Origin of the sequence: Vibrio owensii CAIM 1854 = LMG 25443 (assembly GCF_000817815.1) — a bacterium.
GTDB classification, from domain to species: domain Bacteria; phylum Pseudomonadota; class Gammaproteobacteria; order Enterobacterales; family Vibrionaceae; genus Vibrio; species Vibrio owensii.
On record NZ_JPRD01000011.1, the window covers coordinates 199,711 to 221,133 of the forward strand.

Below are 21,423 nucleotides of genomic sequence, written 5' to 3' on the forward strand. Positions count from 1 at the left end.
CACAATAATGAGTAATGTCATGTCAATAATTGCTACAGGCACGCTAAACAAAATGCGTGCTTCTCTGGATGGTGCAGTAAGCTATCGTCTGCCTGTGGGTGACGAAGAAGTGGATTTGAGCCCATTTCTTGGTAAAACCCTCACCCTAACTCACACTGGCAACATCTACTGTTGTTCTTGCGGTAAGAAAACCAAGAAGAGCTACTCTCAAGGCCACTGCTTTGTATGTATGAAGAAGTTGGCGAGTTGCGACATGTGCATCATGAAGCCAGAAACTTGTCACTACGAACAAGGCACCTGTCGCGAACCGCAATGGGGTGAAGAGAACTGCATGGTGGACCACTTCGTTTACCTATCTAACACGTCAAGTTTGAAAGTGGGCATCACGCGTCATACCCAAATTCCAACCCGTTGGATAGACCAAGGTGCGACACAAGGTCTGCCTATCTTCAAAGTAAAGACTCGTCATATCTCTGGCTTGATTGAAATCGAACTAGCGAAACATATTGCTGATAAGACAAACTGGCGAACGCTGCTGAAAGGCGATGGCGACCCAATTGAACTGCAAGATCGCTTTGCAGAACTACTGCCATTAGTGGAAGACAAAATCGCTGAGATTAAACAGCAGTATGGCGATGACGCAATTGAAGTGTTAAGCGAAAACATCACTTCTCTAAGCTACCCAGTTCAGCAGCATCCAACTAAAATCACCTCACACAACTTCGATAAAAACCCAGTTGTAACGGGTACATTGCAAGGCATTAAAGGCCAATACCTGATCTTCGATACTGGCGTGATCAACGTGCGTAAGTTCACCTCTTATGAAGTTGAAGTGAGCGAATAAGTTCTCGGTTAATTGAACAAAAGAAACGAAAAAGCTCGAGCCAAGTGCTCGAGCTTTTAGTTTGTGGTGGTGTCGTCGATTCTTAGGCGTCGAGGATGTTTTCTAACACATCAAACAACATATCGATTTCTGCCGTTGTGTTGTAGTGCATACAACCGATGCGAACCACGCCGCCCGACTCTTCTAGGCCTAACTGACGAACGAGTCCTAGCGCATAGAAGTGTCCATTCCAGACACAGATATTGTGCTCGCCCAACGTCTTCGCGATGAACTCTGGAGCGTATTTATCAAAAGTGAGCGCGAAAGTTGGCGTTCTCAGTTGGTTACTTTCGTTGTTAATACCAAACAAATTCACGCCGTCCAGCGCCCCTAAACGTTGCAAGAAATGCTCACTCAATTGCTGCTCATGTTTGCTGTATAACGCATAGCTTTGCTCTAAACGCTGACGAAGTGATGCATCTTCATCACCAAACTGGGCTAGGTATTCAACCGCAGCTGTGACGCCTGCCAAGCCTTCAAAGCTCTGTGTTCCGGTTTCGAAGCGTCCCGGTCCAATGTTGGTTGCTGGTTCAACTTTGTAGGGCTTAACACTGTGTAACCACTGGTCTGCTACGTACGCAATTCCTACATGTGGTCCAAAAAACTTGTACGCTGAGCACGCCAAGAAATCACATCCTAATGCTTGCACATCCACTAAATGGTGCGGTGCATAATGCACGGCATCCACATAAACTTGAGCGCCGATACTGTGTGCCATTTTGACCACTTGGTGCATATCGACGATCGAACCTGTAGTGTTCGATGCGTAAGTCACCGCCACTAAACGCGTTTTCTCATTCAACAAGCTCTGAAGATGCTCAAGATCTAGCGTGCAATCTTCTTCATTAATTCTGACTTGGTGAACCACAGCGCCTTTGTCTTCTGCTGCTTGTTGCCAACTCGATACGTTAGAGTAGTGGTCTAGGGCTGAAACAATAATCTCATCGCCCTCTTTCCAATCTCGACTAATAGCGCGACTTAGCTGGAATGTCAGCGAGGTCATATTCGCGCCAAACACGATATTGCCAGAGGACGGCGCGTTTAGCAGAGCTTGTGCCGATTCGCGAGCCGATTGCATTACATCAACTGTCGCTTGGCTTGAGAAATAATGCCCGCCGAGGTTCGAATTGAATCGTCCAAGGTAGTTCACCATGCTATCTAGTACCGACTGCGGTACTTGTGAACCACCGGGTCCATCAAAAAAGGTCACTGGGCGATCATTGTGGTATTGCGCCAGTGCAGGAAATTGTTCTCGGATCTGATTAAGATTGAAGTTCATTTCTTTTGTCCGTCGCTGTCAGTACAAATACATCCATATGACCTTCTTGGTCATTAATCACTGAGCGAATTGGCACCGCGTTGTGCCATAGTTTGCTGTCTGCCAACATTGCTACTTCGCCATTTTCCAATACTTTACGGAAAAAAGGCGCTTGGTTGTGGCTGCTGTAAAGCATGATGTCGCCACCCATGATGTTATGACGCCCTACGCCTACTAGTGCGATGTGGTCAAAACCATCTTGGTGTACCCCTTCCGGTGCAACTTGCGTTTCATCGTAAATCGCGGTAATTCGAATTTGATGGATCTCGATTTCCTGACCGTCTGGTAAGTGGTTTGCGTTAACGAACAACTCACACATTTCACGGAAACCTTCACTGGAAAGAATCCCTTTTTCAATCGGCTCAAACTGGCGAATCACATCACCTTGGAAACGGTTGATATCAGAAGATTGTACAAAGCTGTTTTTGTTTAAATCGACCACCTGACCGTTTTCAAACCCAACCACGGAGTAACGACGAAGACGATATTGACCGTCGGCGTGTTCCGTACGAGGTAGGCCTTCGAAGGAAGGAGAAAGTTGCTCAATCGCTGCCATGCTGAGCTGAGTTAAATGTAGGGTGTTCTCTCGTGAATGTAACATCATTGGCTCCTTTAATGAGGCACATCTAGCTTGTTTGAATTAACATTTAATTTACATCTTAGGATACGCAAATATTCTGCAATTACCAGAATTTGACGTTGATAGCTTCAACAAAAAAGAAAAAACGACACTTAGCACTACAATTAATATCAACAGCAGTTTAAACATTCAGAACGGAGCTTGCGCAGTATTTGAAACTAGAACTCTCTACTATAAACAGAATTTTATTCTAGTCTGGAACGCCTCTCCATAAACATCAGCAAGTTCTAACCTATAACCAATAATTCGATCCGCTCCTTTCGTTTATGCTTTTAAAGCACTAAGAATTTCCATACAATCGAGAGAAATGTTCAGCCCTCTATGGAGCCATAATGAGCGACGTAAAACACTGTAAATTATTAATTCTTGGTTCTGGCCCAGCAGGTTACACCGCAGCAGTATACGCAGCGCGTGCTAACTTAAACCCTGTGCTAGTAACGGGAATGCAGCAAGGTGGTCAGCTAACGACCACAACTGAAGTAGAAAACTGGCCTGGTGATGCAGAAGGTCTTACTGGCCCAGGTTTGATGGAACGCATGAAAGAACACGCAGAACGATTCGAAACAGAAATCGTGTTCGATCACATCAACGAAGTGGATCTGTCTCAACGTCCATTCCGTCTGAAAGGTGACTCTGGTGAGTACACTTGTGATGCGTTGATCATCTCTACTGGTGCATCAGCGAAATACCTAGGTCTTGAATCTGAAGAAGCATTTAAAGGTCGCGGCGTTTCAGCTTGTGCAACTTGTGATGGTTTCTTCTACCGCAATCAGAAAGTGGCGGTTGTGGGCGGCGGTAACACTGCTGTTGAAGAAGCGCTTTACCTATCAAACATTGCATCAGAAGTGCACCTGATCCACCGCCGCGATTCATTCCGCGCAGAGAAGATCCTCGTAAAACGCCTGATGGATAAAGTTGAAAGCGGCAATATCGTTCTTCACACTGACCGTACACTCGATGAAGTGCTAGGCGACGACATGGGTGTAACGGGTGTTCGCATTAAAGACGTGAGCAGCGGTGCAACTGAAGATATCGATGTAATGGGTGCATTCATCGCAATCGGTCACCAACCAAACACGCAAATCTTCGAAGGCCAAGTCGATATGAAAGATGGTTACATCCTCGTTCAATCTGGTCTAGAAGGTAACGCAACGCAAACCAGCATCGAAGGTGTGTTTGCAGCAGGCGACGTGATGGATCATAACTACCGTCAAGCAATCACCTCTGCAGGTACTGGCTGTATGGCAGCTTTAGATGCAGAACGCTTCTTAGACGCACTTACTGACAAATAACTTTTCACATTTGTGTCATATCCTTAAAGCCCAGCGGTATTCCCGCTGGGTTTTCTTTTGTATACTACCGCCTCATTAAAACAATTATCATTAAGCCTTCACGATGGATAAGAAAAAGCAAAGCAGCTTGAATAAGTGGCTTAAGCAACAGAGTAAGTTGGCCAAGCGCTGGCTGATGGTTGCGATAGGCCTAGGCGTACTATCAAGCGTGTTTTTATTGGCTCAAGCAGCCCTGCTCGCCTCCATTCTCCACCAACTCATTATTGAACAAGTCGACAAATCCGAGCTCGTTTGGTACTTCGTCGGACTTGGTGTCACCGTTATCGGTCGCGCAGCTTGTACTTGGGGACGCGAAATCGCCGGATATCGTTGCGGCGAACAGATCCGCGTTTACATCCGCCAACTGATTCTCGATAAAGTTCACCAACTTGGTCCTGCTTATATCAAAGGCAAGCCAGCAGGTAGCTGGGCAACGTTGATCCTAGAGCAAGTAGAAGACATGCAAGACTTCTTCTCTCGCTACCTTCCGCAAATGTCGTTGTCTGTTTTGGTGCCTTTCATCATCCTAGTGGTGGTTTTCCCAATTAACTGGGCAGCCGGTTTAATTTTCCTGATTACTGCACCATTGGTTCCAATGTTTATGGCGTTGGTGGGTATGAAAGCCGCTGACGCAAACCGTAAGAACTTCAAAGCGCTGCAACGTTTATCTGGTCACTTCTATGACCGTTTGCAAGCAATGACAACCATCCGTTTGTTCGACCGTACTCAATCAGAAACCGAGACATTAAAAGGTGCATCTGAAGTTTTCCGTACTCGCACAATGGATGTATTGAAGATAGCATTCCTATCTTCAGCGGTTCTTGAGTTCTTCACTTCTATCTCAATTGCGATTACGGCAGTTTACTTTGGCTTTAGCTATATCGGAGAGCTCAACTTCGGTTACTACGGCGCAGGTGTAACGCTGTTTGCTGGTCTATTTATTCTGATCCTTGCGCCTGAGTTCTATCAGCCATTGCGTGACCTTGGTACCTTCTACCATGCGAAGCAACAAGCAGTCGGCGCAGCAGAAAGCATTGTTGAATTTCTAGAGCTAGATGTAGACCAAGTAAAAGACGGCAACAAGGCTGTAGAACAAAACGCTGCGATTCATATCGAAGCTCAAGACCTTGTTATCTTCAGCCCTGAAGGTAAACAACTTGCTGGTCCCCTATCCTTCTCGCTAGAAGCGAACCAAAGCACCGCACTGGTTGGCCCAAGTGGTGCAGGTAAAACCAGCTTAGTAAATACCATCCTTGGTTTTATGCCATACAAAGGCAGCTTAAAGATTAACGGCTGTGAGCTTTCCGAGTTGGATTTGGCGACATGGCGCGAAACCATCAGCTGGATTGGTCAAAACCCAATGCTTTTGCATGGCAGCATTCGTGACAACGTCACTCTAGGTAAACAGGATATTCAAGATCAGCAAGTCCATTCTGTACTGAGTGACTCCCACGCTGCAGAGTTTGTTGAAATGCACGGTCTGGATTACCAAATCTCTGATCGCTCTGGCGGCTTGTCTGTTGGTCAGGCACAACGTCTTGCTCTTGCTCGTGCGATGTTACAAAACGGCCGTTTTTGGCTACTTGATGAACCAACCGCAAGTTTGGATGCTCGAAGCGAGAAATTAGTTATGGAAGGCATCGGTAAATACACCGAGTCCACCACTAACTTGATGATCACTCACCAATTGGCGCCACTGCAGAATGTCTCCCAGATTCTGGTTATGCAAGAGGGTCAAATCGTTCAACGCGGTGATTACGCAACGCTGGCATCGCAAGATGGTTTGTTTAAAGAAATGTTGGCTGCCAACCTAGCTCAACGTGAATCAGACAAGGGGAACTTAGATGCGTGATTTACTCCCTTATCTAAAACTGTATAAAAAGCACTGGTTTGGTTTGTCACTCGGCATGCTTCTGGCGTTTCTAACGCTGGCTGCTTCTATTGGCCTACTCACCTTATCCGGTTGGTTTATCTCTGCGGCTGCCGTCGCGGGTTTGACTATTGCTCGTGAAACCTTCAACTACATGCTTCCGGGCGCTGGCGTTCGTGGCGCTGCGATGGCGCGTACTGCGGGCCGTTGGGGCGAGCGTGTAGTTAGCCACAATGCAACATTCAAACTACTGACGGATCTGCGTATCTTCTTCTTCAAGAAGCTTGCGCCGCTGATCTCTGGACGCGTTTCGACTCTGCGTGATGCGGATCTGCTAAACCGCCTAGTGGCAGACGTAGACGCGATGGATCACGTGTACTTGCGTCTTGTCAGCCCTGTGATTGTTGGCATCTTCGGTATCTTGTCGCTAACTGCGGTACTTGCCTTCTTTGACTGGCACCTTGCGCTACTGCTTGGCGGTATCCTGACGGTAATGCTGTTGGTGTGGCCGGTATTGTTCTACAAACTAGGCAAACACAACGGCGAACACCTGACTCAAAACAAAGCACAACTGCGCGTAGCAACACTGGACTGGCTACAAGGTTACAGCGAGCTGAGCCTGTTTGGTGCAGAAGAGCGTTACCGTAACGTGATTCTAGAAAAGCAAAAACAACTGCTATCCAACCAGTTTGTTAACGCAAACCTCACTGGTATGGCATCTGGCTTGTTGATGCTCGCTAACGGCTTAACCCTTGTTGCAATGCTTTGGTTTGCTGCGGATGGTGTTGGCGGTCGTGCACCAGATCCTTGGATTGCACTGTTCGCGTTTGCAACTATGGCAAGCTTTGAAATTCTGATGCCAATTGCTGGTGCTTTCCAATACCTAGGTCAAACATTGACGTCCGCACGTCGATTGAACGAAATCACCTTAGCGGAGCCAGACGTTGTCTTCCCAGAAACATCGAAGCGTGAAGGTGATAAACCGTTAAATATTGAGTTCGACAAGGTTGATTTCACCTACCCTGACGGTCAACAAAAAGTGCTGAAAGACCTGACACTGTCACTGCCACTGGGCTCAAAAACGGCGATTGTTGGCCAAACCGGTTCAGGTAAATCGACGCTTATTCAATTGCTTTGCCGCTACTGGGATGTAAACCAAGGTCAAGTGAGCATTGGTGGCGCGCCTCTGCAAGATTGGAGCGAATCCGATTTGCGCGCTGCGATCACAGTAGTTAGCCAACGTGTTGATGTGCTTAATGGAACACTGCGTGACAACCTATTGCTTGCAGCTCCAGAAGCAACGGATGAGCAGTTGGCTGACATTCTGACTAAAGTGGACTTGGCGAATCTGTTAGACGAACCAGGACTGGATGCTTGGCTAGGTGACGGCGGTCGTCAACTGTCTGGTGGTGAGAAGCGTCGTATCGGTATTGCTCGCGCGCTATTGCGTGACGCTCCTATCCTACTGCTTGATGAACCAACCGAAGGTCTAGACAAGCGTACTGAGCAAACAGTGATGGAATTGTTCAAGCAACACTTCACCAATAAAACGGTCGTATTCATTACTCACCGTTTGATTGAGCTGGAAAGCATGGACAACATCTGTTTGATGGAACAAGGCGAGATCATCGAACAAGGTAGCCACCAAGCACTGCTTGCAGAAAAAGGTCGTTACCACCAGCTGTTACAATCTCTGTAATACTGGGATTCAAATAGACAAAGGGCTCATCAATTGATGAGCCCTTTTCTTTTGCTCTCGCTGTTCCCATAACAAGTGCAAAATTCTTTAACGACCTGACTTGGCTAGATAAGCCGACATTTCCTCTTCCGGTACCATGCCGCCACCGGTCGCCCAAACTAAGTGAGTCGCGTTGTTTAATTTATCTACAGTAAACTGCATTCGCGCTTGGTAAGCTTTATCGTTAGAAACATGCACCGCACCAATCATGCCCGCTAAAGCTGATGGTTCTAAACGAATATCTTCCAGCTCACTTAACTCGCCTAGATGGTGATACATGCGCTCATCCGTCATGGTGTAGTAACCATCAAGCAGTCTTTCCATCGCTCGGCCAACAAAACCAGACGCACGACCTACCGCTAAACCGTCAGCTGCAGTGATGTTATCAATACCAAGATCTTGCACCGCGATGTCATCATGCAAGCCTGTGTGTACACCAAGCAGCATACACGGAGAATGTGTCGGCTCCGCGAAGATACAATGCACATCGTCACCAAAAGCCATCTTCAAGCCGAACGCCACACCACCAGGACCACCGCCCACTCCGCAAGGTAGGTAAACAAACAGAGGGTGCTCCGCATCAACGATGATACCCATATCATCAAACTGTTGCTTTAAGCGTTCACCTGCAACGGAATAACCTAAGAACAAGGTCTGCGAGTTTTCATCATCAATAAAAAAGCAAGTTGGATCTTTCTCCGCTTCTTTGCGTCCCTGTTCAACAGCAACACCGTAATCTTGCTCGTACTCCACCACGTTTACGCCGTGAGAACGCAGTTTGTTTTTCTTCCACTCTCTTGCATCTGCCGACATATGAACCGACACAGAAAAACCGAGTTTTGCACTCATGATGCCGATAGACATACCCAGATTCCCTGTCGAACCTACGGCAATGCTGTATTGCTGAAAGAACTGACGAAGCTCTTCACTCGCCAATTTGCTGTAATCATCACTTTCACTCAGAAGCCCAGCTTCAATCGCCAACTTCTCTGCATGTGTCAACACTTCATAAATACCGCCACGCGCCTTGATAGAACCTGAAATAGGCAAATGGCTGTCTTTTTTAAGCATCAAACGCCCAAGGATTTGAGTATCGTATTGCGCTTCCAAACACGACTTCATCTTGTCGATGTCGACCACGCTCGATTCAATGATTCCATTAGAGGCCGCCGTTTCAGGGAAAGCTTTCATTAAGTATGGAGCAAAGCGCTCTAGTCGTTCACTAGCGTCTTTGATGTTGGCAGCACCTAAACCAACGAACGGCAAGCCTTCTTCAAGTGTGGTGATATTTGGGTTGAACCAAACCACCTCGTCCAAATCAATCAATCGCTTAACCAGAGGAAACTCGGTAGCAAGTGCGTGTGCATTGTAGGTTGTCATTGGTTCCTAGTTGCAAGTTACTGTCTTTAATCGTTATTTAACCAAACTCTCACCAAAGATGACAAACGATCAAAAATCACTTTCACATGAACCAGATTAAAACAAAAACGTGATTGAGTTGGAATTTTGTGGACAAGAAGTCTTTTTAGCTCAACATACAACACACAAAAGCCCTATTATCCAATCAACAGCAGCAAATCATTCATTAGCCATGTACACCAACGACACCATTTTCGGTAAGCATCAACGCATCAACAGTTTTCAGCTTTCTAAGTTACACACCTTTGAAGTAGCAGCGAGACACTGTTCTTTTTCCCTTGCTGCGGAAGAGCTTTCCATGACCCCTAGCGCCATCTCACATCGCATCAACAAACTGGAAGAAGAACTGGGCATCAAGCTGTTTGTAAGGTCCCATCGAAAGATAACCCTGACCGAAGAAGGCGAACGGATATATCTAGCCCTTAACCGAACATTGAATGAGTTAAACCAAGAAGTAATGGAAGTGAAATGTGGCGATGTCTCGGGCGAACTGACCATCTACTCCCGCCCTTCCTTTGCACAAAGCTGGTTGGTTCCCCGTATTTACTCGTTTAAACAACAGTTTCCGTCGATTGAGCTAAACATACTAACGGGTAATGAGAACGTGAATTTCCAAGGCTATGGCATTGATGCCGCCATTTACTTCGACGAGCAGATGCCAGAAAAACTGTGGCACCAAGAGCTGATGGAAGAAAGCATTGTGCCAGTTTGCACCAAAGAGTACGCAGAAAAACTGGGACTCATTGATGCCCCAGATAAACTTGTAAGCGCTACATTACTGCATGACAAACAAGCATGGGACTACAACTCGCATCATGATGAGTGGGCGCTTTGGGCTGGTGAAAATGGGCTCGACGACATCGAAGGGATCCCGAGTATCTCGTTTGATCGTTCCGATCTTGCGGTTACAGCGGCAATGCATAACGCCGGCGTTGCCATTGGCCGACTTTCTCTTGTCGAAAGCTTGTTGAAATCCGGCGCACTTATTACGCCTTTTTCTGCGAGAGCACTTCGCTGTAAACAGAAATACTATGTGGTCACCGCCAATGAAAAGCACTCACGCAAGTTGGCACTTTTCATTGGTTGGTTAAATCAGCAAGCAGGGAACCGTTAAATTTTATGCCCACATCGCCGATGAGCCATGGTTTGAGCTAGGCTTAGAGAGTTTTGGGCATAAATCCGAAACCATGCTTGGTCTGTGCAAGTAATAACCCTGCGCATAACTCACATCCAAACTTTGCATGAAATTCAGTTCATCGGATGTTTCAATCCCTTCGGCAACCAAATCAAATTTGTATTGGTGCTTCCAAGACGCCAAACGTTGCCAGAACTTCTCATATTGAATCCCTTGCCTTCTGAGTAAGCTTCGATCGAGCTTCACCACATCTGGCGATACATATCGAATGATGGATTCATTCTTATGATTGTCTCGACCAAAATCGTCCAGCGCAATTTTTACTCCCAAATTTTGGCATAGTTGTAAGTTGATCTTAAACATCAACTTATCGCACATCTCTGTCGGATACTGCGTCTGCTCGGTCAGCTCAAGCCATAACGTGCTTCCCATACGCTTACATGCGTTCAATAAGGGCAACACATCGGCAAAAAAAGACAGACTGGAAAGATAAGAAGGTGGAATATTTACCGAAATGAAGCCAATAGATTCAGGAAGCTCATCCAAACACGTTGAAAGCTTTTTGAATAATCGTTTAGTAAAAAAATTGGCATACCCTTCTTCCTCGATACAACGGAATGATTTTTCGATACATCTTGGCGTATTCCATCGCGTTAGCACTTCAGCACCAATTTTGTGGCCGTGCTGCAATCCATAGATTGGTTGAAAGATAGGATAGAAAGCGCCTTTACGAATATCCGCAAAGACCGTTTTACATTCATCCTCCCTCGTTGAATTTTTCATGGGTCTTACCGTTAACAATAGATCTCTAATATAAAGATTAAGGGAACGTAATACACAATAGTAGGCATCGAAAAATGGGTTTGCTTGAGCTTTGCTATGCGACTCCTATAATGACAGAGCAATCAATAACCTATTACAGAACAAAAAATGCGAGGAAATTGATGTTCGGGGAATACTTAAAACAACTCAGGGAAGAGATTGGACTGACACAAAAAGAACTCGCGACCAAACTGAACCTCGCGAGCACAGATTTCGCCTCGATTGACCCAGTAACGATTAGCCGCTGGGAAAGAGGAACGACGGCTCCAACGACAGTAAAAGCCATCAGGATCCTGAGAGTACTCACCACCGACTTAATGCCCTTTCTCATCACGCTGCCATCTGAATCAGGAAAAGGCATATTCGAAGAGATTGTTGAATATCGATTTAAGTCGCCTTGGGCAACATTAATGAGCAGCTCTTATGACACACAATCGAAATGCAATGCGATTACGGAGAGTCAGCTGTTAGAAAGCGATAAGGATGACTACCTAACTAGCCTAAAACACTTTTTCAATAGTTTGTCGCTCGATAACAAAGCGCTATTCGATATCGATTTGTACCAATATCAGCTCGATAACAAAATGGTCGCTCGCAAATACACGGATGAAGAAAGTAAAGAAATTCTGGGCCATAGTATCTCGTTTTTATTTGATGCTAACGAATTACATCAGTATTTCTCATCGCCATTTTATCCAGTGCCATTGCAGCAAGCTCGCCCTTATTCCACCAGCCGAGCCATGGCGGTTTGTACCATCTCTCGTTATTCATCAATCGAATCTGTGTTTTGGCAAAACAGTGCATTTGGTGCGAAATACGTTGCCTCACATGCCAACATTCATGATATGTACTTTTATGCTGTTGACCACTGGTCAGTCAATTATATGAATAGCTTAGATGCAGAGAAAATTGCTTTTGATACACCCGATGAAAACGGCATTGTAAAAATTGGCAATCAATCTTTTAAACGCTGTTTATACCGAGTTGATAGCGCTATCTGGTTATCCAGACCAGAAATCATTGAACTGCTAAAACGCGAATAATTATTAATAAGCGTCACCTCTTTCTTATATAGATGAACAGGATATAACCAAATCCAGACATATTATTGACATGATTGAAGGCGACACTGCCTAGCATAAAAATAGTTTCTACAATTAATGTAGGCACGTGTAAGAAACACGATTCAAGTTATTATGAGGGCAATGTATGTTCGGGGATTACCTGAAACAGCTTAGGATCGAGGGAAATCTTACGCAAAAGGAACTTGCGGTAAAACTTAACTTAGCAGACCCAGAGTTCGCCTCTATCGACTCTGTAACGGTCAGTCGTTGGGAACGCAACACTACCGCACCGAATCCGGTTAAAGCGGTTAAAGTACTCAGAACCCTTACCAACGATCTAAGGCCCTACCTTCTCTCCATCGAGATTGATGAGGACAAGACTCAGATTAATCACTATCTGAAAGAGCGTTACCATTCTCCTAAAGATGTCTTGATGAATACTTCGTATCAATCAAACCAAGAGGTTGAAGCATGTAATGTGCTTGAGGCACCACTGTTTGAATCCAGAGGGGAAAAATACGAAGCGGGTTTGAAGAATTTCTTGAGTGGAATTGGCATTGAACACGACACCTTGTTTGACGTCGACCTATACCAATATCAGCAAGATCATAAGATTTACGGCAAGAAGTATCTCGATAAGCTGTCTGGACGATTGCTGGGGCACTCGCTGTCTTTCTTCTTCCATGCCGACGATTTAGAAGACTATTATTGTTCGCCGTTTCTTAAGATCCCGATAAAAAAGACCAAAGCCTATTCAAGCAACAAAAAGATGGCAATCTGTACGTTAACCCATTTTTGCTCTGATGAGCCTACCTTTTGGATTGATCATCAAACCGGTATTGACTACCTCGCGACTCACGCGAATGTTCAAGACCTTTACTACTATGCTATCGATAAACTCACGGCAGACTATATGATTGGGATCGGCGCCGAAAAAGTGGCTTTCGACGCACCGAGCGAACAAGGCATCGTCAAAATCGGTGCAGAAAAGTACATGCGCTGTTTACTTAAACTCGACAGTGCGATTTGGCTGACACGCCCTGAGTTGCTCCTCCTTCTCAAAAAACAATATCCTCAATAATCAACTACCCTAGTGTAAGAAGCCAATTTGTTTTGGCTTACTTTCCATAATAAAAACAAGGTAAGTGTATGTTTGGAGACTATTTAAAACAGTTGAGAAATCAGCTCAACTTGACGCAAAGGGAACTTGCCACAAAGCTCAACCTCGCAAACCCAGAGTTTGCCTCTATCGACTCTGTAACGATCAGTCGATGGGAAAGAAATACAACATCACCAAACGCGGTTAAAGCGATCCGAGTACTTCGTGAACTCGCATTGGACTTAAAGCCATTTTTGTTGTCCATTCCGTCTCCAGAAAATGGCACCATGCTTGATGACATCTTATACGACCGCTTTCACTCACAACGAGCAATGCTCCTAACATCGGGATACGAAGAACTAAAACCGAGTAAAGAAGTCGAGATCATTGAAGAGACGCTTTTCACTGAGCATGTTGACGCCGATCTGGCTCGCTTAAAAAACTTCTTTCTCAATTCAGACGCGCATTACCCAGGGATGTTCGATCTCGATTACGTGGCGATGCACAATGACGATAAGTTAATCGCCAAAGTCTACAAAGACAGCGAGACGAACAAAGTGCGTGGGCACTCGATTTCGTTCCTTTTCCGGATTGAAGATTTGGACGCTCATTTTCATAACCCAAGCCAAACCTTGCCGTTTAGCCAAGCTCGCGCTTACTCAGAAAACCGAGGCATGGCACTATGTTGCTTGAGCCGATATGCCGCTAGCGAACAAGTCTTTATGATGCTTCATCCTACGTTGGTGGATTACTTGGCAGGACGTTCCAATATCACTGAGTTGTACTATTATGCGTTCGATAATCAGTTTACCGATTATTTAGTGAGCTTGGGGGCTGAGAAAGTCGCTTATGACACGCCAGACAAAGCAGGTTCAGTGACTATTGGCAAAACGTCTTACCGCAAATGCTTACTCAAAGTGGATACAGCCGTACTTCTTGCACAGCCTTCAATGATATATCTACTCCATCAACACCAAGCAAATACTGCAAAACGTTAAACGCTAAATAAGGCTTTCCTGAAATATATTAAGCGCCGTAAATTCACTTACTGCGCCTATTAGTGCATTGGCACTAATCGATAAATAATAAATTCAGTGAAGAAAGGACCTTATATTTATATCTAATATACTCATATGAAATATGTTCTTTCTCGTGAACCTTTCTCATTTTTAAGATAACAGCAAAAAATGATTTACCGAACGTATAATTGTATGAATTTCATCAACCTACGTGACCAAGTACTAAAAAAGACTGTAATTACAAGGCTATTTTCATCTATTTTAGGACAGTGTTGGCCATCACTAGGCATCTTCAATCGACTTAATAAGCACAATGCCTTCTCAATTTAATAACAAACACAATATGATTTGCATGATATTTATGATCAAACACAACATAAATATTAATGCATTTTCAACCTCCTATAAGCCAAGTCAATTTTAAAGGGTCGTAAGTAAATGGAATAACATTTCCAACAATTGACATATTTGGCAGAGGAATGTCATGCACATAACTTAAACGAAAAATAAGAATTAGCTATGGACATGTTTTAAACCTATGGGGGAAAGTAAAGTGTTCGGGAGTTATCTAAAAGCAATAAGAACCACATTAGGGTTAACTCAGGAGCAAGCATCGATAAGGTTAAATCTATTAGGTGGTGATTTAGCTAATATAGACTGTGTCACTTTCAGTCGATGGGAACGGGGCATTACTCAACCAAGCTTAAGCCGTCGAGTAAGAGTCCTACGAGCGTTTGAAAACAACTTGCTGCCTTATCTGTGCAGTTTGGGATTAGACTCATCTTTAAAGGATGAAGTTGAGCAATTTGAACTGTCGTTGAAGCAACGCTACCAGGACGCGATGTCGATCATCTCGGGGATTGATTACAATACTCCGTGTCCGGTAGAGCACAATAATATTGAAGAGGAAGAGCTCAGCCAAAGTAATGAACAAGAGTTTATTCACAGTTTGAACAACTTCCACAATCAATTGAAGTCGCTCAACATTAAGCACAACTTAGCTACTATCGATTTGGTGGAATACCAAAAGGATGGTCGCGCAATTGCTTACAAGTATCTTTCTCGAGGAGAGTTAGTAGGACATAACATTGGCATGTTTTTTACCGAGCCAACGTTAGAGAATGAAATTGATCGAGTGAAGAAGAACCGCTTACCGATCGATGTCATTGACCTAAGACTCACCAAACCGCTGAAAGATAAAGGGGTATATTCTTACTACGCCATCAGTCAACACTCGAAGAATGAACGTGTTTTCCGAAGGCAGTTACACACTGAATTTACCTTTTTGGCTCAAAATGCGCATATTCATCACTATTACGCGAGTGTCACACTCAAGAGTTCTGTCGATGTTATGCTCAAAATGGGCTTTAGTGTCGCCGCTTACGAAGGTGAAAACCCAGTTGGTGCGATTAAAGTCGGGTCTAAGCGTTACACCAGAGCGATCATGTATATTGAAACCAGTGAACTGTTCACGCAGCCCGAGTTTCTCTACTTGCTCACTTGTTGCGGCGTTTGCACTCACCGCCAGTGTGACACCTGTACGGAGCACCCTGACTGCATTTGTTAATTAGCGACAAAGAACGAAAGTTTCGGCATTCAGCTGCCCCGCTCTGTGCTTGAACGATACTGTTCATCAAAAGGTCAATAACAGCAGACTCTCCCTCCTAACCTGTTGTGATTGGCCTTTTTATTATCCACGTCGCCCGAATTTAGTTTTCGACCTTACATCACGCATACGGCCATCAACGAGTTCAACGGTAATGTATCCAGAGCGTGTTACTGAGAAACTTTAGCTAGAAACTTGAACGCTCTGACTTATTGGTTTCCATTCTAAATCCTATTTGCTGCATTACGTAGGCAGATAACAGTTTAGCTTTTTATAATATGCTTAGGATTGATTAAGTTAGAGCATTTAATCCGTGCATATCCGCGTTGAGAACTCATTAAGTATCACTTCTTAATCGATAGCGTATCGTACAAAAAACAAACGCAACTCATTGAATATCCCCATACTTAGCAATAGGGGTATGTATCAATTTCTAAATGCTATCTTATCAAGCTTCATAGTCGTTAAGATGAAGCGTTAAAGTGCTATACGTTTATTCACAGGTGAAACGCATGAAAAAGATTCGCTACCCATTTGATTTGCACGGAACGCTCTCAATCCGATACAGGGACAAAGTAAATCCAATTTTTCTTGATACTGACGAGGAAAATCAGTCCATTATCGACATTGATGATTTTGCAGTAAGAGCGTTTAGCTACGACGCAGAAGATCGTCTACTAAAAATATCGTTGCAAAAGGCGGTGAACCTTACCGAGATCTCGGATTGCGGTTCGGTATTTACGGGTGTGGAATTAGAGCAGAACAACATCAAATTGGATCTTGTGTACTGCCTCTACAATGCAGGAATTATTAGCTCTAGCATTTCTTACCCACTTGATGACGCTTCACCGATTGAATCTATCGCAGTCTCAAAGCCATTAACCTTGCATTTAAAGTAGAGTCATTGATGAAGTAAAGAGCTCCCAAAGCAACAGCTAAGGCTCTGAAGCAACAATAAGTAATAACTGCATCACCATACTCAAATAAAAAGCCCTTGCTGTACGGACAACAAGGGCTTTTTGTATTCAGGCGAGTAGCGCTAGATTAATAGGACCTGATATCTATGCCCTACTCCAATAGCGGCTTACTTTTGATAGAAGGCGCGTTTTTTCTCGTACATGGCCTCATCTGCGATTGAGAACAGATTTTCCAGCGCCACTGACTCACTCGATGCACCGCCAACAGAGAACTGAACTGGGTGACGGTTTTGCCCTGATAGCTCTATCCATTTGTCTTGCTGAGATGCTTCCAAAGCCGAAATCAGTTCATCTAATGCTGCGGCATTCATATCTTGTGCAATCACCGCAAACTCATCGCCACCAATTCGATACAGGGCGTGCTTACCTTGAAGTACCGTCTTAATCAGTTGGGTGGATTTTGCAATCAACAGATCACCACGATCGTGCCCGTAGGTATCATTCAACGTCTTCAATCCGTTAATATCGATGATAAGAATCGACATCCTACGCCAACGCCCCTGAGCAACAGACTGGCGCGCATACTCATAGTCTTCATCAAACGCTTTTCGGTTAAAGCTTTTGGAGAGCTTATCTCGACGAGCGAACTCTTCCAATTCAAGCCAAGAGTAGAGCTGCTTCTTGAATAGCTCTAGAAGGATGCCTTCCTCTTCGTTCATCGAATAAGTGCCGTAGTCGAAGTAACCCAACTCAGAACCCGTTGATGAGCGCATCGTTTTGACGCGTTCACAATCCGGTTTCTCAAAGCTAAAGCGCATGTCTGAATCAGGGAAGAGCTTGATCAAACCTGAATTAATCACTTCCGGAATCGCGTGATACCCCACACCTGCATGGCTGGTGGTGAAGTTAATCAAGGTCATCAATTTAGCTTGGTGCGCCTCTTCTCGGGTCAAGTTCGCACGTAACTCTGCCGTTTGTTCATCAACGCGATGCTCTAGCTCTTGGTTAAAATTCGCTAACTGTGCGTTGGTTTCTTGAACTTGCAGGTTTGCCTTTCGCAGTGCTTGGTTTCTTATCTCCAATTCATCCATGTGATTGGTCAATTGAAGCCACAACGAGTCGAGCAATCTCATCAATTGCCTAAACTCTTTAAATTGGAACTGCTTGGGTTGAAGATCCGGGCGCTTGTTGTTTTTAAAGCTACGTACCACCCGCTCCATCTTCCTGATGGGTTGAGTCAACCAACGGCTTGCCACAATCGCAAAGCAAAGAGTCACTATGAGCGTCGCGATGATAATATTGAGCAGCTGTTGCTTCGAACGCATAAGGTCTTGGTTACGCACAGCGTCAGAAACAGTGTGCACCATAGTGACTTCAAGCGGCTCAACAAAGTTACTGTTGTTCACCTCTATCTCACTCACATGGCGAGAGTTATCCGTCTTTAGCTTGTTGATGTCACCGTAGTGGAAGTTCACGCTCTCTTGCGCATAGAGGAAAGGCTGCGAGATACGAATCAAATCTTGGTACGAAACCAACACCACCAAATAACCTTGCGGCTCATACTCTGATCCAGGCAACAGTGTATACGGCAAAAGCGGACTAACGAAGGCAATTCCACTTTGTCCCCCCTCCAAGACTAACCCTTCATCAAAGTAAGTGGTGTGGAACATTTTACCCTGCTTATAAACGTCGCTAGCGGCGCGTATTTTGTTAAGCAGTTTGCTGGTTTCTAAGTGGTAAACGGAGCCATTGCTTTCGTACATTGGCTGCCAGTTTTTATCGATGATATATGTGGTACTGACGTTAACGGCCAATTCTTCAAACGTTTCGATCATCTGCCAGATGATGCTTGAATACAGCACGTTATCCATCCCTTGAACCAACAAACGGTCTTTGGAGTACCAACGTGTTAAGTTCGCGACGAACGTCAGATCTTCCGTCACTGTTTTCTTGATACCTTGATTGGTATTAACAAGCTTGATCTCTTTCTCCACCAGCAGATCTTCTTGGTGTTTTTCGATCATACTGGTACCAACCCAATAAGCAGGAAGCAAAGACCCTAGCACCACAATCAAAGTTAGGATGTTACGTAAACTTATCATGATGACTTCCTACGTTTATGGATATGCTGAGAGTGCTTTTTAATGAAATCCACCACAAACTCAGCTGCGGATTCAGCAGGCATGCCCGCGCGAAAACGTTTGTAGCCACGAATCAACGCTTCCCATGTCACCGCCATTTCGACAGTACTCGGCATAACATAAGCCGGGGTCAACTGAGTATAGAGATCGCTGTAGTAAGTGCTGTCTGCGTCGTACCATTTACGATTGATTGAGCGGTTGGTCGAAATCAGGTTCTGGTTGATGATAACGTCTTCGATGAATTCAGGTTTCTGTACAATCGTCGCTAGGGTTCGCATGGCTTGGCGCTTGTCTGGGTTTGCCATCGCTTCAGCATTAAACGCCAGTACTTTGCCACCACTTAACGAATGCATGTGATGGTTGTTGTAAGTCGGCAAGCCGCTGATTTTCAGCTCTTTTGAAAAGTGTTGTTTAAGCTCCCCTAACGCCCAGTCACCATCAATTAAGTACGCCACTTCACCATCGATAAACTGCTGTCGTGCCTGATCTTGGCCGTATTCGCCTTTTAAAACGCCGACGACAGGAAGCTCACCATAGAACTTCAGCGCAGCAGCTAAAGCACCAACGTCAATGTCTGTAACCGGTTTAGAACGATGGTCAGAAAACATTGGAACAAACGACATCAAAAAATACATATTCGGATATTGCATCGCGAGCGTCGTTCTTCCCTGCTCAGCTTCTTCGAGTAGCTCTTCCCACGTCGGTTCAAGATCTTTGGTTAGCTTTGTGTTCACGTACAACACAAGGTGATTGCCCAATCCAAGAGGCACGCCATAAATGGCTCCATCAACCGAGACCAACTCTAGCGCTTTTGGCTCAATACTCTTTTCATCAATCCAGCTCGAAGGGATTTTAGCCAAATCGAAATAATCGTGTAGCCCTAGAAAATCTGAAGGCACCCAAATCACATCAGGTACCGTAATCCCTGTCTGTTTCGCTAATAACAGCTCTGAGCGAATGTTGTTTACGTCAAACTCACGAATCGCTAGCTTGTTACCCGTCTCTGCCTCAAAACGCTCTTGGATCTCAGCAACGGTTGAGTACTCAATACCGCTCCACACTTGGATCTCTTGTGCATTTACAAAGGAAGATAAGCACAGCAGAAATGTCAGACAGAGGTTTCTCACTAGATTTCTCGAAAATTGATGATGTTACAAAGATAGCGAACAGCGGATGGTTGTTCAAAATCGCCATTTGGAAATGTGCGTGTGCTTCCATTAGAAAATCACGATTCTGCAGAAAGTAAAAAGCGCCGCTAATGCGACGCTTTTAAGGATTGTATCACAGGTCGCGATTAAGCGTATTCTTGCTCGAACTCTCGCATAAAGTCGACAAGGGCCTGTACACCTTCTAGTGGCATCGCGTTGTAGATAGAGGCACGCATACCGCCAACTGCGCGGTGACCTTTTAGCGCTTTCAGCCCTTTTGCGTCTGCCAATTCTAAGAACGTTCCGTCTAGCTCAGGCTTAGCAAGTTGGAATGGTACGTTCATTAGAGAACGGTTCGCAGAATGCACACCATTGCGGTAGAAGTCTGATTGGTCAATGTAATCATAAAGCAGTGCAGCTTTGTCACGGTTTACTTGTTCAATCGCTTTTACGCCGCCTTGCGCTTTCAACCACTTGAATACGAGGCCAGATAGGTACCAAGCAAACGTCGGTGGCGTGTTGAACATTGACTCTTTCTCTGCCAACACTTTGTAATCCAAAATGCTTGGTAGTACTTCTTTCGCTAGACCAAGCAGATCATCACGAACGATCGCAATAGCGATACCTGAAGGACCAATATTCTTCTGCGCACCCGCGTAAATCACGCCGTATTTCGAGACGTCGATTTCACGAGAAAGAATGGTTGAAGACATATCAGCAACGATTGGTTTGTCCGTCACTGGCATATCGTTGATTTCGATACCATCAATGGTTTCGTTCGGGCAGAAATGCACGTAAGCCGCGTCAGGAGAAATTTTCCATTCTGCCGCTGGCAATACAGCTGCTTTGCCGTCGATAACCGCCTTTGCGTTGAAGACGTCTGGTTCACAGTACTTTTTCGCTTCTGCTACTGCGCTTTCCGCCCAGTAACCGCCATCAATATAAGTCGCAGTTTCCGCATCGCCTAAAAGGTTAAGTGGAACAGCGGCAAATTGAGCACGAGCACCACCTTGGCAAAACAGTACTTTGTAGTTGTCTGGGATGTTCAGAAGATCACGAAGGTCTTGCTCTGCTTCTTCTGCAACCTTGATGAACTCTTTACTTCGGTGACTGATTTCCATCACTGAAGTACCAAGACCTTGCCAGTTGATTAGCTCCTTTTGTGCTTGCTGCATGACTGCTTTTGGCAGACCTGCTGGCCCTGCACTGAAGTTAAATACGTTGTCCGTATTTTGTTCCATGATGCTCATTGCTCCTGCTAAGTAAAGATTAC

17 protein-coding genes are annotated in these 21,423 nt (G+C 44.9%); 10 read left to right on the forward strand and 7 right to left on the reverse strand.

From position 1 onward, the window contains the following. Positions 1-19 precede the first annotated feature (19 nt). On the forward strand, positions 20-844 hold the full coding sequence (locus H735_RS06055) for a DUF2797 domain-containing protein (RefSeq protein WP_009705854.1): 825 nt from the start codon (positions 20-22) through the stop codon (positions 842-844). Positions 845-926: 82 nt separating this feature from the next. Here H735_RS06055 and H735_RS06060 read toward each other — a convergent pair whose 3' ends face one another. Together H735_RS06060 and H735_RS06065 are read right to left on the reverse strand one after the other, a co-directional pair. After that, entirely contained in the window at positions 927-2,162 is a 1,236-nt protein-coding gene (locus H735_RS06060; RefSeq protein ID WP_020194876.1) for a cysteine desulfurase-like protein, read from the reverse strand. Beyond that, the gene (locus H735_RS06065) at positions 2,146-2,802 is read right to left on the reverse strand and encodes a 2OG-Fe dioxygenase family protein (protein WP_009705852.1); all 657 of its coding nucleotides are present in this window, start codon (positions 2,800-2,802) and stop codon (positions 2,146-2,148) included. The genes H735_RS06060 and H735_RS06065 overlap by 17 nt, the downstream gene beginning before the upstream one ends. A gap of 371 nt (positions 2,803-3,173) precedes the next feature. Between H735_RS06065 and trxB the strand changes: the two genes are divergently transcribed. From trxB to cydC, 3 genes are all read left to right on the forward strand, one after another. Beyond that, positions 3,174-4,133, forward strand: a complete 960-nt coding sequence (trxB, locus tag H735_RS06070; protein WP_020194877.1) for a thioredoxin-disulfide reductase — start codon at positions 3,174-3,176, stop codon at positions 4,131-4,133. 103 nt (positions 4,134-4,236) lie between these two features. Beyond that, the gene (gene cydD / locus H735_RS06075; RefSeq protein ID WP_020194878.1) at positions 4,237-6,024 is read left to right on the forward strand and encodes a heme ABC transporter permease/ATP-binding protein CydD; all 1,788 of its coding nucleotides are present in this window, start codon (positions 4,237-4,239) and stop codon (positions 6,022-6,024) included. Further along, positions 6,017-7,741 (forward strand): heme ABC transporter ATP-binding protein/permease CydC, encoded by a 1,725-nt coding sequence (gene cydC / locus H735_RS06080; protein WP_020194879.1) that lies wholly within the window; start codon positions 6,017-6,019, stop codon positions 7,739-7,741. The genes cydD and cydC overlap by 8 nt, the downstream gene beginning before the upstream one ends. 87 nt (positions 7,742-7,828) lie before the next feature. On the opposite strand, the gene H735_RS06085 is transcribed toward cydC, so the two are convergent. Beyond that, positions 7,829-9,160: a D-serine ammonia-lyase gene (locus tag H735_RS06085; RefSeq protein ID WP_020194880.1), complete on the reverse strand. Its 1,332-nt coding sequence runs from the start codon at positions 9,158-9,160 to the stop codon at positions 7,829-7,831. 211 nt (positions 9,161-9,371) lie between these two features. Here H735_RS06085 and dsdC point away from each other — a divergent pair, with 211 nt between their 5' ends. Next, entirely contained in the window at positions 9,372-10,313 is a 942-nt protein-coding gene (gene dsdC / locus H735_RS06090) for a DNA-binding transcriptional regulator DsdC (protein ID WP_027726587.1), read from the forward strand. Between the two features lie 3 nt (positions 10,314-10,316). Here dsdC and H735_RS06095 read toward each other — a convergent pair whose 3' ends face one another. Further along, positions 10,317-11,117: an EAL domain-containing protein gene (locus tag H735_RS06095; RefSeq protein ID WP_020194882.1), complete on the reverse strand. Its 801-nt coding sequence runs from the start codon at positions 11,115-11,117 to the stop codon at positions 10,317-10,319. A 161-nt stretch (positions 11,118-11,278) separates the two neighbouring features. On the opposite strand from H735_RS06095, the gene H735_RS06100 reads away from it, so the two are divergent. From H735_RS06100 to H735_RS06120, 5 genes are all read left to right on the forward strand, one after another. Then, the gene (locus H735_RS06100) at positions 11,279-12,199 is read left to right on the forward strand and encodes a helix-turn-helix domain-containing protein (protein ID WP_020194883.1); all 921 of its coding nucleotides are present in this window, start codon (positions 11,279-11,281) and stop codon (positions 12,197-12,199) included. A 166-nt stretch (positions 12,200-12,365) separates the two neighbouring features. Next, entirely contained in the window at positions 12,366-13,301 is a 936-nt protein-coding gene (locus tag H735_RS06105; protein WP_020194884.1) for a helix-turn-helix domain-containing protein, read from the forward strand. Between the two features lie 68 nt (positions 13,302-13,369). After that, positions 13,370-14,317: a helix-turn-helix domain-containing protein gene (locus tag H735_RS06110; RefSeq protein WP_020194885.1), complete on the forward strand. Its 948-nt coding sequence runs from the start codon at positions 13,370-13,372 to the stop codon at positions 14,315-14,317. A 574-nt stretch (positions 14,318-14,891) separates the two neighbouring features. Then, the gene (locus H735_RS06115; protein ID WP_027726588.1) at positions 14,892-15,905 is read left to right on the forward strand and encodes a helix-turn-helix domain-containing protein; all 1,014 of its coding nucleotides are present in this window, start codon (positions 14,892-14,894) and stop codon (positions 15,903-15,905) included. Positions 15,906-16,456: 551 nt separating this feature from the next. Beyond that, positions 16,457-16,843 (forward strand): hypothetical protein, encoded by a 387-nt coding sequence (locus tag H735_RS06120; protein ID WP_009705841.1) that lies wholly within the window; start codon positions 16,457-16,459, stop codon positions 16,841-16,843. A gap of 185 nt (positions 16,844-17,028) precedes the next feature. Here the strand turns inward: H735_RS06120 and H735_RS06125 are convergent, their stop codons facing one another. From H735_RS06125 to serC, 3 genes are all read right to left on the reverse strand, one after another. Continuing rightward, positions 17,029-18,963 (reverse strand): GGDEF domain-containing protein, encoded by a 1,935-nt coding sequence (locus tag H735_RS06125; protein ID WP_020194887.1) that lies wholly within the window; start codon positions 18,961-18,963, stop codon positions 17,029-17,031. Then, positions 18,960-20,063: a sugar ABC transporter substrate-binding protein gene (locus tag H735_RS06130; protein WP_020194888.1), complete on the reverse strand. Its 1,104-nt coding sequence runs from the start codon at positions 20,061-20,063 to the stop codon at positions 18,960-18,962. Before H735_RS06130 ends, H735_RS06125 begins: the two co-directional genes overlap by 4 nt. 233 nt (positions 20,064-20,296) lie before the next feature. Next, on the reverse strand, positions 20,297-21,391 hold the full coding sequence (serC, locus tag H735_RS06135; RefSeq protein ID WP_027726589.1) for a 3-phosphoserine/phosphohydroxythreonine transaminase: 1,095 nt from the start codon (positions 21,389-21,391) through the stop codon (positions 20,297-20,299). Positions 21,392-21,423 lie beyond the last annotated feature (32 nt).